Origin of the sequence: Psychromonas sp. SR45-3 (assembly GCF_014163575.1) — a bacterium.
In the GTDB taxonomy this organism is placed as follows: Bacteria; Pseudomonadota; Gammaproteobacteria; order Enterobacterales; family Psychromonadaceae; genus Psychromonas; species Psychromonas arctica.
The window spans coordinates 25,031-41,443 of the sequence record NZ_JACJDP010000014.1 but is presented as its reverse complement, the minus strand read 5'-3'; the positions used below and the strand labels follow the sequence as shown (position 1 = coordinate 41,443).

Genomic DNA, 16,413 nt, shown 5'->3' with positions numbered 1-16,413 from the left:
GCATATGACTATCAGTGGTTTTCTTTTATAATACTGACAATTATTTTTAACGTATTTAAAACAGGAAACGATAATGCGCACTATGTATTGTGGTGAAGTGACCGAAGAAAATATTGGTCAAGAAGTTGAGTTAGTAGGTTGGGTAAACAAACAGCGCGATTTAGGTGGTGTAACATTCCTAGATATACGTGACCGTGAAGGTATTGTACAAGTTTTCTTTGATGGTGATACACCAGAAGCGACAGCTATTGCTGCAACAGTACGTAATGAATTTTGTGTGCAAATGAAAGGCCAAGTGCGTGCTCGTCCTGAAGGCCAAGTTAATAAAGACATGACAACGGGTGGCATTGAAATCCGTGGTCTTGAGCTAGAAATTTTGAATCGTTCTGAGCCATCTCCACTTGATAGCAACCAAAAGAACTCTGAAGAACAGCGTTTACGTTACCGTTATTTAGATCTACGTCGTCCAGAAATGGCTGAGCGTATGGTATTCCGTTCTAAAGTAAGTAGCTTTGTACGCCGTTTCTTAGATGACAATGGTTTCTTAGACGTTGAAACACCTATCTTGACTAAAGCAACACCAGAAGGTGCGCGTGACTATTTAGTACCAAGCCGTACACATAAAGGTCAATTTTTTGCATTACCGCAATCACCTCAGTTATTTAAACAACTGTTAATGATGTCTGGTATGGATAAATACTATCAAATCGTTAAATGTTTCCGTGATGAAGATTTACGTGCTGACCGTCAACCTGAGTTTACACAAATAGATATTGAAACTTCTTTCATGACTGGCGATCAAGTGATGGCTAAAACGGAAGAGATGATTGTTAAGCTTTTTGAAAAAATGCTAGATGTTGATTTAGGTGCTTTCCCTAAAATGACCTATGCAGAAGCAATGCGTCGTTTTGGTAGTGACAAACCTGATTTACGTATCGATTTTGAATTAGTTGACGTAGCAGACCTATTAAAAGAAGTTGAATTCAACGTATTTTCTGGTCCTGCTAACGATGCAGATAGCCGTGTCGCGGTTATTTGTGTACCGGGCGGCGCAAAACTGTCTCGTAAAAATATCGACGAATACGGTAAATTTGTGACTATCTACGGTGCTAAAGGGTTAGCATGGATGAAAGTCAATGAAGCGTCGAAAGGGCTTGAAGGTGTTCAATCGCCAATCGCTAAATTCTTAAACGAAGAGATCGTGGCAGAGTTACTTAAACGTACTAATGCACAAGATGGCGATATCATTATGTTTGGCGCAGATAAAGCAAACATTGTGGCTGAAGCAATCGGGGCATTACGTCTAAAAGTAGCTGAAGATCTTGGTCTTATTAAAGATGAGTGGAAACCACTTTGGGTGATTGAATTCCCAATGTTTGAACCACTTGAAGACGGTGCATTAACGCCATTACATCACCCATTCACTGCACCAATGAATATGACGGCAGAAGAATTAGAAGCAAGCCCAGTCGGCGCTATTTCTAATGCTTACGACATGGTATTAAATGGTTGTGAGTTAGGCGGTGGTTCTGTTCGTATTCATAAACAAGACATGCAAGCAGCTATCTTCCGTATCCTAAATATCTCTGATGAAGAAGCACAAGACAAATTTGGTTTCCTATTAGAAGCATTACAATTTGGTGCTCCACCACATGCCGGTTTAGCATTTGGTTTAGACCGTCTAGTAATGTTAATGACAGGGACTAGCTCAATTCGTGAAGTGATTGCATTCCCGAAAACAGCGTCTGCTGCATGTCCATTAACTAACGCACCTGGTTTTGCTAACCCAGCAGCTCTTGCTGAGTTAAATATTGCGGTTGTTAAAACTGAGAAAGAAGAATCTAAAGAAGGTTAATCTTTTTAAGATTTAGTTTTCTCTTTATAGAAAGGGAGGTGATGTTACTAGCGATAGTAATGTTATCTCCCTTTTTTTGTTTTTTGTTTTTCTTTATGGTTTAGATGTGGGTTCGTCTGCGCTCATCGGGGCTGTTTGGTGTTTATTAGCAGTGGTTTCGCTCTGTCGACGAGCCATTTTGTATAAGGGCTTATTACTCATTTATCGCTTGTAAATCAGAGAAAGGGCTACGTACACCATTTGCACCAGCTTGTAATACATGGGTATAAATTTGTGTTGTCCTAATATCCGAATGCTCTAATTGTTCTTGAACTGTTCTTATGTCTGCACCTCTTTGTAAAAGGTGTGTTGCGAATGAATGACGTAATGTGTGGCACGTGACGGGTTTATCAAAATTTAATTTTTTTGTTGTCTGTTTGATTGTTCGCGATTCAATTTATTGCCATTAATTAGCAACGTTATTTCAAATTTTAAATGAATGTCCAAGTTTACTGGTATTCGATATATGCAACTTCAGTAAATGTTTTGTGTGTATCTAACTCAATGAAAAGCATGCTATGTTTATTCATGCTAGCCTCCACATTATATTGTTGATAGATATTTTGGCTCTGGTTGAAAAACTAACCCACGGTAGAGGCTAGCACCTTAGTGGGAGTCATTATGTCTATAACGAAAGTGAGTATGGTCGAAGTATTTAACTATAATCTTAAAAATTACATAGCAAGCGAGTTGGCAAGGCAGTCTATGGCTTATTCTGAAGAGTTAGATCTTCGGGGTAATTTTATGCTTCTCATTAATCGCATTCGAAGAACGCCAATCGCCCAAAAGAGAAATGTAATAGAGTCATCGTTATTTAACTGCCCTCAAGAGCATATGTCTGCATATCAAAGGTTTATTCATTTAGCTGAAACTGGCAGTTCTCTTTTACCGTTTTGTAGTAGAGGTAACTTTAAAAACGCATACAAAGTAAAAGATCAATTGTTCGATGATTGGGGTATCGTTCATTTTCACTTCGTCGAAACTGGAACCAAAGAGGTGATGTTTGCAATAGTCGAGCCTGAAACTATTTACTTGTTGGCTGTATTCTCCCACGGACAAGGTTGCTATGACGTCTGGTCTAAGAAGCAACTAGTTGAAATTATTCATAATGAATTTCCCTTTTTGATTGCTCACTTAAAGCTCAACGACTCAAAAAAAGTAACTACTGATGAAGATCACAGACAGGCTCGTAAATTAGCGGTAAACCTACCTATCGTACTTGGTGATGGTTCCTCGTATTACCCAACAGCGATTGGGGTTATGAGTAACAGAGAATCACAGCATGATATTATGGCTTGGATGCACCTTTCTAGACAAATAGAAACGTATGCTCAATATACTGCTAAGTGCATGGGAAGCATCGCATATGATCATGGAGTTGAAGCCAGCAAGCTAAGTTTTTCTTTAGGTTTTGCTTACGATCAACATCAACAATTATTTTTCGTACAGTGTAAATCGAACTACGGTGTGGTAGTTTCGTTATAACAAGAACCTAAACCAGACGGCTAACACTGTCGCATTTTTGGCAAAAGAGACGCAAAAAACTGCGCCAGCACGCCGCAGGTTAGGTTGGCGTTAGTGTTCAAGTGGAGTATCGTGTGAATCAGAGAGTACTATTAATATTCATAGCATTAATTTTAATACTTCCAATAAGTGCATATATATATCAGTTTGGTTTTGGATTGTGGCAAACTCCTTCTGAATGGTCTGCTCTAGGTGGTTATGTTGGTGGTATCTATACCCCTATTTTAACTTTGCTAACTCTTACCGTTTTGAGCGTTCAAATTTACCTGCAAGTTATTCAACATCGTCAGCACCTTGTCAGCTTACAAGAGAAAGAGTTAAGTGATTATCTTAACGAGTTAAACTCTGAATTGGACAAGAAAATGGGGGAAGATCTTACACTACGCCAATTTCTAATTCATACTCTAAATGATAAAAATATAGATGCACTCAAATCTATGGATTTAGATATTATTTTTAATCTAAACCAAAGTCACCATAAACTTTATTCTATGTGGTGTGGTGCTATGGCCTGCTTAAAATACATAGAAAATCACTCTAAAATTAAGAATTATGAATCAGGTCATTACGCTATCCAAAAAAATAAAATAATTGCTTATATGAGCCCTCAAGTCTGTAGTTCGCTGGATAAGTTTAATTACGGAATGCACTTTTCATTAGAAAATATTACAGGTAACAAAAGTCGCGCCCTTGATTATGAGTTTTGGCTAGACAAATCGCAGTCTTGAACACTAATCGGGTAGCCGGAGGTATCTAACCCCTAGCCCCCACACCACCCTGCATGCGGCTCCGCACAGGGCGGTTCATTTTATGATGAATAGTGAATATTAATCCACAATTATTTTAATGATATCAAACCTTGTTTGGCTAAACACTCATTACTGATCGCTATATTGATCCCTTTGGTTTTCGAACTATCAAAGCAGCAGACATCCATAAACTTTGATCAATAAAATCGAGGACAGCCATTAACTTTGAGCATTATTAAGCTCTAAACTATCTTTTAATGGTGTAGTTTTAAATGCGCTCTAAAAATAATAATTATGCAGATTTCAGGACGGGATCAGACCATATAGTCGTAATTACACTTACGACTATATGGTCTGGGCTCTTATTAACTTTATTTTACTTCTTCTTTTCTAACTTCATTTACAGCTGTTTCAGCTTGTTCTGCTTTCATTTCAGTTACCGTTGCTTCATCTTGTTCAGATTTAACTTCAGTTACCGTTGCTTCATCTTGTTCAGATTTAACTTCATTTACCGTTGCTTCATCTTGTTCTGATTTCACTTCATTTGCAGTAGGTTCAGCTTGTTCTGCTTTAACTTCAGTTACCGTTGTTTCATCTTGTTCAGATTTAACTTCAGTTGCAGTTGTTTCAGCTTGTTCTGATTTAACTTCATTCACAGCTGTTTCTGCTATTTCAACTTCTTCCGATTCACTACTTTCTGGCTTGACAACTTTTTCTTGATCAGTGTCATCTACTGTTTTTAATAACGGAAAATGAGTTGTTGCAGTGTCACCTAATAATGACTCTGATTGGTCTGCCATATGATTGTAAAGAGCTTGGTAGCTACTCGCCACTTGTCCCATTAATTCAGCGCTATCATTAAAGTGAGCATTTACTTGTGCTTTGTATTTTTCTAATTCTATTTTGTTTTTATCAAGCTCTTTTTGTTGTTCAGAAGCTTTGCTTTTTCCAAGTGTTATATGATAAATAATAAAGCCAATAAGACCACCGGCAAGAAGTGTGAAGAATAAAGGTAACAATTCATTTGATTCGTTCATATTTATTTCCCTATATTGATATTGTTGTAGGTTATAAGCATCAAGGCTAATTAATGATGAAAGTTATTCTGTAATTATTGATTAACTATACTATAAATAGTTTCCATATAAGGTGATAAAAATACATTAACTTTGACCAATAAATGAGTTTTGATTAAAATTTTTTACTCTTGGAGTTTTAAAAAGTAGGTGTGATTGGTTAGGTGCATATCAAATTTCATGTATTCAGTAATTTTTAAACTAAATTGAGCTTAAAAAGCGAAAGTAAGTTTGTTATTTATCAATATCTTGCTGTAAAATGTAATTTAATTACAGTTTGCTTATTTTTTAATAAATACAGGACAGTCATGCGTATATGTGAATTTTGCAAAGAAGAACTCCCCCTTATGAAAACTCGCCGAACTTGGAAAGAAAAATATTTAAGCCATAGAAATGAATCTAAATATCAATGCCTTCATTGCAATAAAATAACATTTATAAAAACAATATTGTAGATATGGAAAAGTGTAGAGCTGGACATTCACTCACTTTGTAGCTAAAAGTAGCGAAGACTAAAGAGGCAGTGCTCACTGCCTCTTTTAAATATATTAACGTTCACTCGACGCGTTTATAGTTTACATAAACACATGCCATTTAGGCGACTTTATCTTTACTGTTATCATTAATTACCTTTTCTTCTTTATGGTATGTTAACGATTTATCTATTTGATTAATGGAAATCTTCTTCGGCTTCATGGTTTCTGGGATCTCTTTGACTAAGTTTATATTCAATAGGCCATTGGAGAGATCTGCACCTGTCACTTCAACATAATCTGCTAAGTTAAATTTACGTTCGAACGCTTGATTTGGAATGCCTTGGTGCAAGTATTTACGATCATTGTCAGTGTTTTGTCTATTACCAGAAACACTTAAAACTCCTTTTTCAACTTGAATATCCAGTTCCTCTTGTGTAAATCCAGGTACAGTGAGTGAAATTGTGTATTTATTTTCACCGAGTACTTCGATGTTGTAAGGAGGATAACCAGTTGCTTTTGTTTCTGAAGTTAATGCGTTATCAAGCAATGATGCTAAACGGTCAAAGCCAACACTGTTGCGATAAAGGGGAGTTAGATCAATTGTATTCATAATAAGTTCTCCTTATAGTAAATAACTTCAGTTCTGGATAAGCAAAGCAATACAACACCGTTATTTCCGCGGATTTCTTGGTTAAATTATCTCTCAATAACCAGTTATTGCTTCAATAATTCGCCTTGAACTCCACGCCTTGAACTACGCAAAACTAGCGGCACTGCATAGCCAAAAAATATAGTCTTATGATTTTAAATATAATTCCACTTTCATTAACCAGAATTGAGGTTAAATAAAATAAACAATAAGCGATGAGGTGTTTTCAACGTGTCATCGCATCACATTTATATATTTAGGGACACTAAAAATTATTTTCAATAGTAGAAGTAAAATTTTTTAAAAAATTGTTTTTACCCTTCAAACCTCTTTATTTCTAAAATGATCCTAGTATAGTTAATCGTTAATCGACGATTAACTATGTAGAGGGTTTATGAATACAAAATGTATGGTTGTAGATAAACAATTTTTACAGGTCAGCGAGCAACAGTTAACTAATGAACAACTGCTGGCTGCTCAAGCAAAAGCATTAGCACATCCTGCTCGGTTACGAATACTGAGTATCTTAGTCGCGGTTGATAAGTCAGGAGGATGCTTAAATAGTGACTTAGTCTCTGAACTTGGTCTAGCGCAATCAACGGTTTCAGAGCATTTGCGGATCCTAAAACAAGCTGAATTTATTATTGCGGAGGCGATACCTCCAAAAATGTGTTACCGCATTAATAAAAAACAATTCAAGCTTTTTTCAACTCTATTTGCTGAACTATATGACTAAATTAATAGCTAAAGTAGGTCACAGCTAAAGTAAGGCGGATAGTTGTGATTAATTTTAAACGAAATTTGATCAATTACTTTTAACAAGGCCATCACCATGAGTAATAATATAAGCACCGATACTCCCATTGCAAAACTGAGTTTTTTAGATCGATTTTTAACACTATGGATATTTGTTGCTATGGCAGTTGGTGTTGCTATCGGTTTTTTATTTCCACAGGTAGCCGCATTAAATGAAAGAATGTCCGTTGGCAGCACTAATATTCCATTAGCGATTGGGCTTATTTTAATGATGTACCCGCCATTGGCGAAGGTAAATTATCGTTTGTTAGGTAAGGTTACAAAAGACAAACGAGCGATTACTTTATCATTAATAATGAATTGGTTAGTTGGGCCTATTTTAATGTTTGTTTTAGCATTAACATTTTTGGGCGATCACCCAGGTTACATGGTTGGTATTATCTTAATCGGTATTGCTCGTTGTATTGCCATGGTCTTGGTATGGAACGATATTGGGGGCGGAAATAAAGAGTACGGTGCCGCATTGGTTGCATTAAATAGTGTATTTCAAATTGTGACTTATAGCTTTATGGCATGGTTATTCATTACCGTGTTACCACCAGTGTTTGGGTACACCGGTATGATGGTTGATATATCGATGTTGGATATTGCCCATAGCGTATTAATTTATCTCGGTGTGCCTTTTTTAGCAGGGTTCCTTGGCCGAGAAATATTAGTAAAAGTGAAAGGGGAAGATTGGTACAACAATACGTACATTCCTCGTATTTCACCTATTACTCTGATTGCTTTGCTGTGTACCATTGTGCTGATGTTTAGCTTAAAAGGTGAAATGATTATTGAGTTACCGATAGATGTATTGCGCATTGCCATTCCGTTAACTATCTATTTTGTCTTGATGTTTTTTATTAGCTTTTTTATCGGTAAAAAGATGGGGATCGAATACGATAAAAATGCCTCTATCGCTTATACCGCAACGGGTAATAACTTTGAATTAGCGATTGCTGTTTCCATTGCTGTATTTGGGATCAGTTCTGATCAAGCCTTTGCAGGTGTCATTGGTCCTTTAATTGAAGTGCCCGTATTAATTGCATTGGTTAATGTGGCATTGCGAATGAAGAAGAATTACTAACGAATTAAAATGACCAAACTCCGCCTGTGTCAGATTAGTTGTCACCCTTAGTTTTTACTTAATAATAAAGACAGGGAGCGGTAATTTAGATGGAAAAAGTAACGAGTAATTAACTGCTCGACAGGTATAAACTTTGTAACTACTCAGGCCGTCACTATTTAAGCCTATTTCTTCGTTGAAAAATGCTCATTTAAACCACTAAACTGCGCTTTTTCGCCTTGAAGTAAGCATAAATAGCTTAGCCCTGAGCATTTACGTTTTTATTTTGGTAAAAAGCACTCAGTTTTAATGAGTGCTGAGTAGTTACTAAACTTTAATCAATATCCAAATATAAACTATCTTTTAGTGATCTAGTTTTAAACGCTAAGAGGTAGTTTGTTATCACGCAATATCAACAACCCAGAGCTTGCTAATACACCTTATGGTTTTGCTAAATCTTATCGATGCTAAATAGGAGGCAAGCATTAAGCGTATTTGTTGAACATGCTTAATGATCGCTAGCCAGTAAAATCAATGACGGCTTGGCTTTCTAATATGGAGTTAACGTTTAAAAGTATTCTTTTTTATCTTGGTAAGCTTGTTTAATGTGCGCAATAAGTAACCTTAGTTTTTCTGGTAAGTGCTTGGTGAAAGGGTAGATGGCATAAACGCCAAGTTGTCGGGGTTTATAGTCAGGCAAAATACTGATCAATGTGCCTTTTTGTAAATCTTCATAAACACAACAACGGGGCACGTAAACAATACCAAACCCTGCTAAGGCGGCTTTACGTAATGCTTGTGCATTATTGGTCGCTAAACTGCCACTAATACGAACCGTTTCTTCTATTCCTTCTTTCGTGAACCGCCAATCAAATGAACCTTGAGCTTGATAAGTATAAGCAAGGCAGTTGTGTTTTTTGAGCGCATCAATGGTAGTGACTTCACCATATTTATCTGTGTAGCTTGGTGAACAGCATATTACCCAGTTAGATTGGATCAATGGTTTCGCGATTAAGCTAGAGTCTTCCAACTTACCGGTTCGCACGGCTAGGTCTAAGCCTTCTTCAACAAGATTAACGAAGTTATTTTCAAGGCGCATATCCACGCTGATATTAGGGTATTTCTGACAAAAATCAGCAATAGCCTCGGAGAGTAATAATTCTCCTGAGATAGTAGGGACGGATATTTTTATATGCCCGTTTAAACCTTGGCTAAAAGCTGAAACAGAAGCAATGGCATCACTGACTTGGCCTTCTATATTTTTAGCGTGAATATAAAGATTTTCTCCTGCTTCGGTTAAGCTTAAGCGACGTGTGGTACGGTGAATAAGCTGTACTCCCAGAGATCGTTCTAATTTCGTAATTCTTTTACTTAAGGCGGGGGTCGATAAGTCTGCTTGCTGTGCTGCTTTACTGAATGATCCGGTATCTGCAACATAGGCAAAAAGCGTTAAATCTGCTGAATTCAATTTATTAGGCCGTTTTAGGAAAGAGTTTATTATTTTATGTTGTATTTATTAGAAATCAATCAAGGACTATAGTGGGTCACAAGATCCTATTCACAAAAAATTAAAAAGATAAGGAAGATCGTAATGAGATTAAAGGATTGCCATAACTTTCAAGATTTTCGTACCTTGGCGAAAAAGCGTTTACCTAGTCCTATTTTTAATTATATCGACGGTGGGGCCGATGATGAAACGACCTATCGACGCAATACTGCAGCGTTTGAAGGTTGTGATTTGATACCGAGTGTATTGGCCGGCGTTAAAGATGTCGACTTATCGGTCACTGTGATGGGACAAAAGCTAGCGATGCCTGTTTATTGTTCTCCAACGGCATTGCAGCGTTTATTTCATCATCAAGGTGAGCGAGCCGTTGCTGCTGCTGCAGAAAAGTATGGCACTATGTTTGGCGTCTCTTCCCTGGGGACGGTGAGTATGGAAGAAATTGCGCAACAAACGAATACTCCTCAAGTCTATCAATTTTATTTTCATAAAGATCGAGCGTTAAATAAAGCAATGATGGAACGTGCAAAAACGGCGGGAGTACAAGTGATGATGCTAACGGTTGATTCAATTACTGGCGGTAATCGTGAACGTGATTTACGTACGGGATTTTCAATTCCATTTAAATTGAATCTAAGTGGCATGTTGCAGTTTGTGCTTAAACCCATGTGGGGCATTAATTATGTGACCCATGAACCTTTTAGTTTACCGCAACTGGAACAGCATGTTGATATGGGCTCTGGCGCGACGTCGATCGGTGATTACTTTACGAATATGTTGGATCCATCAATGAACTGGGACGATGTCGCGGAGATGGTGAAATTTTGGGACGGACAGTTTTGTTTAAAAGGCATTATGAGCCGAGAAGATGCTCGAAAAGCCGTTGAGATTGGTTGTACTGGTATTGTTATCTCTAATCATGGTGGACGCCAATTAGACGGCTCACGTAGCTCTTTTGATCAGCTCGCAGAGATAGTGGCAGAGGTGGGTGATGAAATAGATGTTATTTTTGATAGTGGCGTACAGCGGGGAACACATGTCTTAAAAGCATTGTCACTCGGAGCCAAAGCAGTGGGTATTGGAAGAATGTATTTATATCCGCTTGCTGCCGCAGGGCAACCTGGAGTTGAAAGGGCGTTAGGATTAATGCGGGCAGAGCTAGAGCGTGATATGAAGCTAATGGGCAAAACTGCAATTGATCAGTTATCCAGTGATAATTTACGTTTTCGTACTTAAGCTTAGTATTATATAAAGAGAGCTATAAAAAAAGCCAGTTTATGAACTGGCTTGTTTTTATTTGACGGTTTTATAGCAAATTAAAAGGCGTTACGGTTTGCTAAATAGTTTTCAGCGAACGCGGTAATTGAATCATGGTCGTAGGGTTTTAATCCGCCAACAACCACTGTTTTAACACCTCGTCCAATGACTTTATCACCGTCATAAATATCAAAGTGTAAGAACTCATTGGCACGTTTGGATTCAACTTCAAGCTTACTTTCTGCTAATTCAACATGCAGGGGATTAGTAAATGTTAAACAATCTAATTCAAAGTTCATGCTGTTATACATTACAAGCGGGCGCGCTGGATTGAACATCACTTGGTGTTTTTCCATCAATGGCATTAATAATGTCGGAAAATTTTGTCCCGAAAAAACCACATAGTTTTTAATTAATGATTCAAGTAATTCTAGATCGTAGCTTGTGGCACCACTTTTTGTTATTTCTAATACACTTTTACCTTGTCCATTAGTCACAACAATATTGTCACCTTCGGCAGCTGGAAAGTTAAGAGGAATACTATCGCCAACCATATTGGTAAAAGTAAAACTCATTGATTCACTGACACCGTACTCTTTTAAAGCCAATGAGAATAATAAATCACCAGGAACACAAAAACGTTTTGAATCAGGGTCATGAATAGGATTGAAATCTTGGCATTCTTTTTTAGCAAAATGACTTGCTTGCTCTGCGCTAATCGTAATGGTGTCGTTTTGCTGGGTATAATACGGATTTAATAACATTTCAGCTCTCTAATATAAAACGATAAAAGTTTATCAAGGAAAGAAAATAAGTGCCAAATACAGGCGTAACATCACATTTTATAAAAAAAAAGCCTTTTAGGGAATAGTAAATGTTAATAAATATCATGCAGGAAATTGCAAGAAGGGAGTTCGTCTATAAAAAACAATATGATATTGTTGAATATTAATCATTAAATTATTTTTATTGTCGTTGAATTGTCTTATCTTGATCGTGTATTTTAAATTTAACAAAGCTAATTCTCACAAGGTGAACACTTCAGTAGGCCACTTAACTGATTTAGCTAATTAAGTGACCTAACTAAATTACTTCAATAGATAGGTTATCCAAATAACTTAGCTAAAGCAGCTAATTTAACCTCCTCACTAAAGTCTTTAGATAAGCGACTCAAAGAAACAACCTAAGCAAAAGGTAAGTGGCCAGTTTTAACTAAGATAATTGTATCTTGTTCAACAAAAGGTTGATGTTGACTCATGTGCGGGCTACGTATCCATGTGTGTCTAGGATAACTTGCAAATTCATCTTTAAACTCGCCTGAAAGCACTAATATTTCTTCTCCGCCAAAGTGCTTATGAGGTTGAAAATGTTCTCCGGCTGGCCATTTGACCAAAGCGGTGTGCTGCGTTTCAAAGCTATGTAAAGGCATTACCTGCAAATTGCCTATTCCTGGTAACCATTGTGCTTGAGTTGTATTAATATTGACTGGTGTAAGGTCTGTGCTCGCAAACTGATTAAGTTTTACAAAGATAAGGCAACCCTGTTCACTAAAGGGTTTATGTCGACTATTAGGGGGATTACGAAGATAAGAGCCGGCGGGATAATCTCCATCTTGATCTGAGAATACGCCCTCTAATACAAAAATCTCTTCACCTTGCGGGTGAACGTGTTCACTAAAATATGAGCCCGCTGCATATTCTACAATGCTAGTGATGTGAACTTCATCATCGGCGCGTGCTAAGGGTTTACGTCGAACGCCTGCCATTGGACTATTGATCCAAGGTTGTTGTTCTGTATCGATAATAACTTTTTTTGCAAAGTCGAGGTTTATATTTGCCATGTCATGCCTATTTGTTTGAAAATATCTATTGTTCGCGAGGGAGGTTGAGTTTTCTAACAACCATTATACTCAGTAATCGCGTTGAGGGATCAATTTAGCTACTGAGCTATGCTGTTACATTTTTACAATCTTGTATCTTTTTTTAAGTTTATAACGCGTTAATAAGTAGCGCCCCATGGTCTCAGGGCTACTTTGAGGCTAATGCTTTTTTTGTAGGTTAAACGTTATTTATAATTTATTCACTGCTGCTGAGTCGTTACACAGCTTATTCTTTCGCCATACATCTATTGATAGGTCGCAGTGGTTATTTCATTGGATAAAGCAGTCAGTAAATCAACTACTTTGAAACTTGCATTTTCCATCAAGGTTAGGTTTTTAATAGCTTCTTTTTCATTACCGTCTGCAAAGGCTAATAGTGCCGCTAGACCATTTTTATGGACTTCTGAATACGGCCCTTCTATTTTTTTGAATGCATCATGGCTTGTGTATTTTTGACTGCCTTCACCTTCATAATACCATTTACCTAATCGACACATAGTATGGTCTGCAAAGTCCTGTACAGATTTATCTGATATGCCCAGTATCACTTGGTAAACTTCAAACTTCCAAACTACATGATCCATTTTAACGGTTTGAATAAATGAATCGGCTGTGGAGTGTGTGATCACTGAATACATATGTTGCGATAAGTTTACAATTTCATTCGCGGTGTCTTCGATTGATGCTGTGCTTGCTGAAATATCACTGCTTTTCTCGCCCACATTATTAATGCCGGAGATAACGTCAGTCATATTTTGGTTCACTTTTTCTATCAAGCTAGATATCTCGTTAGAAGCGGTCGAAGAACGTTGTGCCAATGTTCTGACTTCATCGGCCACTACTGCAAAGCCTCTGCCTTGTTCGCCAGCACGAGCAGCCTCTATTGCTGCATTTAAAGCTAATAAGTTTGTTTGATCTGAGATGCCTTTAATGATGTTTACAAAATTATTAATATCGCTGATCACGGTATTTAATTGGCCAACGGCAACTGATGAGGTTTCCGTGTCGGTGGCTATTTGGGAGGTAGAGTTAATGGTTTCGGTAAGCATCGACATGATTTGTTCAAAGAGTGCTTGCGAAGAGTGGAAACCATCTCGATGGTCAATTAACTCAGAGGTCGAGTGTGCCAAACTTTCTCTAATTTGGTTTACTAAATCCGATGATTGTAACCACAGATGATTTAACTCTTCTTGATTTTGGTAGCGACTCACTGTGTTCGATAATTCTGCTGACAGTGCTTGGTTAGACTGTGTTGCTTGGTCGAGAGCATCTTGCATAGTACTATTTTGTGTCTTCAAGCTGTCTATTTCTGCTTTTAATTGTTCTATTTCTCTTTTTTTGTTGAGATTAAATATCATGCATACCTCTAGAAGCGCCGCTTCATCTTATTATATTATTATTTAATCTTGAGCGTAGGCAGGTTTAACTTAAACAGCAAATACCTATAAAGGATTATTTTGGTTTGATGGAAAAGATTTGATATTGCTCAACAAAAAACTGCTCTATTATAGAATAGAAAGGAGAGGGGGGGCAGAGAAGGCATCATTAAACAAAGGGTGTACAACAAAGTAAAGGTAAGTAAAGATAAGGTAAAGAAAGGTGCAATATTATTTGAATAAAGTGCTTTTCATCAAAGCACTTGATCGTCATGCTTTAAACAACTTATATCGCTGTATTACACCGAATTCTATTGCGTAAAAAGTTGCTCGCCTATTTTTTGAACAAGTATTTTTCACAAGCCTTTTTATGTGCAACCACTCTTATGAGGAACAACTTTTTACATCACTTATTACATCATTTTTGTATCGCTGTTTAGCGTTTCATTGGTTGTTCATAGTCAATTGGGTCTATGATGTTGTTTTTTTCAAATGCTTGTAAACGCTCAACACAGCTACCACATTCGCCACAGGCTTTTTCTCTACCGTTATAACAAGTCCAGGTTTTGCTGTAATCTAGCCCCATTCTTAGGCCATCTTTTAATATGCCGATTTTATCTGTTTTTAAATAAGGCGCATGAACCTCTGTCTTTTCATAATTCGCAACAGCCGCAACATCATTCATTTTTTCAAGAAAAATAGGGCGACAATCTGGGTAAATATCATGGTCTCCGGAATGAGCGCCATAATAAACTTGCTCAGCCTTTAATGACACGGCATAACCAATCGCTAATGATAATAAAATCATATTGCGATTAGGCACCACGGTATTGAGCATGTTGCTTTCTTCGTAATCACCTTGTGCAACGTCTATTGTGTTATCTGTTAATGATGACCCGCCTATGATTTGATTAATTGAAGTAATATCAATCACCTTGTGCTGCACACCCAACTCCTGGCAGACTTGTCGAGCTATTTCTACTTCTTTTACATGACGCTGACCATAATCAAAGGTCAATGCGTAGGGGGTTAACCCTTCTTCAATGGCTTTGTGTAAAACAGTGTATGAGTCCATTCCACCTGAATATATAACCACGACTTTTTTGCTCATAGCACTTATTTTTCCTATTGGTATTGTTTGATAGCGTGCCGACTTTTTTAAAACTGAAACACGATAGCGGCATAATACGCTATTTATGTTGCTGGCTTTACATCTTGCGATATCACGAGTATAAAAACAGCCCACTAAAAGAGTGAGCAAGATCAAATAAGGTATTTTACGTCAATGACACAAAACTATAAAGTAAATGAACTGTTTCAAACCATCCAAGGGGAAGGTTTTTACACCGGCGCCCCTGCAATTTTTGTTCGTTTACAAGGTTGTGATGTAGGTTGTGCTTGGTGTGATACTAAACACACTTGGGATATTGACCCGGCAAAACAATCAGAGTTAATTCTATTAACTGACAAAAGTACCGAGTCTGATCGCTGGGCTGATGTTTCAGCAAAAGAGATTGTTGATGAAATTAAACGTTTAGGTTACACCGCTAACCTGATCGTGATCACCGGTGGTGAGCCTTGCATGTTTGATTTGCGAGAGTTAACTCAAGTATTGCATGAGTTTGGGTTTCAAATACAATTAGAAACGAGCGGTACATATCCCGTATTAGTCGATGATCAAACTTGGGTTACGTTGTCTCCTAAAATTAATATGCGTGGCAAAAAAGAAGTGCTAAAAACAGCATTAGTCAGGGCCAATGAAATTAAACATCCAGTTGGAACGGAAAAGGATATTGAACAATTAGATGCGTTATTACAGCAGCTTAAATCTGTAGATGATAAAACTATCTGCTTACAACCGATCTCTCAAAAGCCTAAAGCAACTGCTTTATGTATGAAAACATGCATTGAACGAAACTGGCGCTTATCAATACAAATGCATAAATATTTAGATATTGATTAAGCCTTTTAAGTCATTGTAATGGCTTTACTACTTGGCCATTGATACGTTTTAAATTGTATTTGCGTTTATATATAAATAAACGCCTATTTTCTGAACTGGTTGCTTTGACAGTGACATGATTAACCATCAGCAATAACTATCGCTGCATGGTGAGTTTTAATGTAATGTGAATGTTTGATCCTTGTTCATTTTCGCGAAATAT

The 16,413-nt window shown here is 37.2% G+C and carries 14 protein-coding genes and 2 pseudogenes; 7 read left to right on the top strand and 9 right to left on the bottom strand.

All coding sequences use genetic code 11. The annotated features are described in order from the left end of the window. The first annotated feature begins 73 nt into the window (after positions 1–73). Positions 74–1,855 carry an aspartate--tRNA ligase gene (aspS, locus tag H5084_RS09625; protein ID WP_182690311.1) on the top strand — a complete coding sequence of 594 codons (1,782 nt, stop codon included), beginning with the start codon at positions 74–76 and terminating at the stop codon, positions 1,853–1,855. Between the two features lie 193 nt (positions 1,856–2,048). Here the strand turns inward: aspS and H5084_RS09620 are convergent. Next, positions 2,049–2,270: pseudogene (locus H5084_RS09620) on the bottom strand (tyrosine-type recombinase/integrase); the annotation flags it as partial. 245 nt (positions 2,271–2,515) lie between these two features. Here H5084_RS09620 and H5084_RS09615 point away from each other — a divergent pair. Together H5084_RS09615 and H5084_RS09610 are read left to right on the top strand one after the other, a co-directional pair. Next, positions 2,516–3,379, top strand: coding sequence for a hypothetical protein (locus H5084_RS09615; protein ID WP_182690310.1), 864 nt, complete (start codon positions 2,516–2,518; stop codon positions 3,377–3,379). Between the two features lie 113 nt (positions 3,380–3,492). Next, positions 3,493–4,146, top strand: coding sequence for a hypothetical protein (locus tag H5084_RS09610; protein WP_182690309.1), 654 nt, complete (start codon positions 3,493–3,495; stop codon positions 4,144–4,146). Positions 4,147–4,538: 392 nt separating this feature from the next. Here H5084_RS09610 and H5084_RS09605 read toward each other — a convergent pair whose 3' ends face one another. Together H5084_RS09605 and H5084_RS09600 are read right to left on the bottom strand one after the other, a co-directional pair. Then, a complete protein-coding gene (locus H5084_RS09605) occupies positions 4,539–5,204 on the bottom strand; it encodes a YhcB family protein (protein WP_182690308.1) in 666 nt (221 codons plus the stop codon). A 633-nt stretch (positions 5,205–5,837) separates the two neighbouring features. After that, positions 5,838–6,329: an Hsp20 family protein gene (locus H5084_RS09600; RefSeq protein ID WP_182690307.1), complete on the bottom strand. Its 492-nt coding sequence runs from the start codon at positions 6,327–6,329 to the stop codon at positions 5,838–5,840. Positions 6,330–6,762: 433 nt separating this feature from the next. Between H5084_RS09600 and H5084_RS09595 the strand changes: the two genes are divergently transcribed. Together H5084_RS09595 and arsB are read left to right on the top strand one after the other, a co-directional pair. Further along, entirely contained in the window at positions 6,763–7,104 is a 342-nt protein-coding gene (locus H5084_RS09595; protein ID WP_182690306.1) for a helix-turn-helix transcriptional regulator, read from the top strand. A 96-nt stretch (positions 7,105–7,200) separates the two neighbouring features. After that, positions 7,201–8,253, top strand: a complete 1,053-nt coding sequence (gene arsB, locus H5084_RS09590; RefSeq protein ID WP_182690305.1) for an ACR3 family arsenite efflux transporter — start codon at positions 7,201–7,203, stop codon at positions 8,251–8,253. Between the two features lie 547 nt (positions 8,254–8,800). Here arsB and H5084_RS09585 read toward each other — a convergent pair. Further along, positions 8,801–9,700: a LysR family transcriptional regulator gene (locus tag H5084_RS09585; protein WP_028869690.1), complete on the bottom strand. Its 900-nt coding sequence runs from the start codon at positions 9,698–9,700 to the stop codon at positions 8,801–8,803. A 123-nt stretch (positions 9,701–9,823) separates the two neighbouring features. On the opposite strand from H5084_RS09585, the gene H5084_RS09580 reads away from it, so the two are divergent. Beyond that, positions 9,824–10,972 (top strand): alpha-hydroxy acid oxidase, encoded by a 1,149-nt coding sequence (locus H5084_RS09580; protein WP_028869691.1) that lies wholly within the window; start codon positions 9,824–9,826, stop codon positions 10,970–10,972. A gap of 80 nt (positions 10,973–11,052) precedes the next feature. Here the strand turns inward: H5084_RS09580 and H5084_RS09575 are convergent, their stop codons facing one another. The 5 genes and pseudogenes from H5084_RS09575 to queC form a co-directional block, all read right to left on the bottom strand. Then, the gene (locus H5084_RS09575; RefSeq protein WP_028869692.1) at positions 11,053–11,757 is read right to left on the bottom strand and encodes a DUF3581 domain-containing protein; all 705 of its coding nucleotides are present in this window, start codon (positions 11,755–11,757) and stop codon (positions 11,053–11,055) included. A 419-nt stretch (positions 11,758–12,176) separates the two neighbouring features. Further along, positions 12,177–12,833 carry a cupin domain-containing protein gene (locus H5084_RS09570; RefSeq protein ID WP_028869693.1) on the bottom strand — a complete coding sequence of 219 codons (657 nt, stop codon included), beginning with the start codon at positions 12,831–12,833 and terminating at the stop codon, positions 12,177–12,179. 284 nt (positions 12,834–13,117) lie between these two features. Next, the gene (locus H5084_RS20055) at positions 13,118–13,456 is read right to left on the bottom strand and encodes a CZB domain-containing protein (protein WP_409077634.1); all 339 of its coding nucleotides are present in this window, start codon (positions 13,454–13,456) and stop codon (positions 13,118–13,120) included. A gap of 96 nt (positions 13,457–13,552) precedes the next feature. Then, positions 13,553–13,807, bottom strand: a pseudogene (locus tag H5084_RS20050) (methyl-accepting chemotaxis protein); the annotation flags it as partial. An 877-nt stretch (positions 13,808–14,684) separates the two neighbouring features. Then, complete coding sequence (queC, locus tag H5084_RS09560) at positions 14,685–15,359, bottom strand: 7-cyano-7-deazaguanine synthase QueC (protein ID WP_182690303.1); 675 nt, start codon at positions 15,357–15,359, stop codon at positions 14,685–14,687. A gap of 174 nt (positions 15,360–15,533) precedes the next feature. On the opposite strand from queC, the gene queE reads away from it, so the two are divergent. Beyond that, positions 15,534–16,211, top strand: coding sequence for a 7-carboxy-7-deazaguanine synthase QueE (queE, locus tag H5084_RS09555; RefSeq protein WP_182690302.1), 678 nt, complete (start codon positions 15,534–15,536; stop codon positions 16,209–16,211). Positions 16,212–16,413 lie beyond the last annotated feature (202 nt).

Coding starts and splice junctions, on each gene's coding strand:
- aspS (WP_182690311.1), top strand. CDS start 74: ATGCGCACTATGTATTGTGGTGAAGTGACCGAAGAAAATATTGGTCAA.
- H5084_RS09615 (WP_182690310.1), top strand. CDS start 2,516: ATGTCTATAACGAAAGTGAGTATGGTCGAAGTATTTAACTATAATCTT.
- H5084_RS09605 (WP_182690308.1), bottom strand. CDS start 5,204: ATGAACGAATCAAATGAATTGTTACCTTTATTCTTCACACTTCTTGCC.
- H5084_RS09600 (WP_182690307.1), bottom strand. CDS start 6,329: ATGAATACAATTGATCTAACTCCCCTTTATCGCAACAGTGTTGGCTTT.
- H5084_RS09595 (WP_182690306.1), top strand. CDS start 6,763: ATGAATACAAAATGTATGGTTGTAGATAAACAATTTTTACAGGTCAGC.
- arsB (WP_182690305.1), top strand. CDS start 7,201: ATGAGTAATAATATAAGCACCGATACTCCCATTGCAAAACTGAGTTTT.
- H5084_RS09580 (WP_028869691.1), top strand. CDS start 9,824: ATGAGATTAAAGGATTGCCATAACTTTCAAGATTTTCGTACCTTGGCG.
- H5084_RS09575 (WP_028869692.1), bottom strand. CDS start 11,757: ATGTTATTAAATCCGTATTATACCCAGCAAAACGACACCATTACGATT.
- H5084_RS09570 (WP_028869693.1), bottom strand. CDS start 12,833: ATGGCAAATATAAACCTCGACTTTGCAAAAAAAGTTATTATCGATACA.
- H5084_RS20055 (WP_409077634.1), bottom strand. CDS start 13,456: ATGGATCATGTAGTTTGGAAGTTTGAAGTTTACCAAGTGATACTGGGC.
- queC (WP_182690303.1), bottom strand. CDS start 15,359: ATGAGCAAAAAAGTCGTGGTTATATATTCAGGTGGAATGGACTCATAC.
- queE (WP_182690302.1), top strand. CDS start 15,534: ATGACACAAAACTATAAAGTAAATGAACTGTTTCAAACCATCCAAGGG.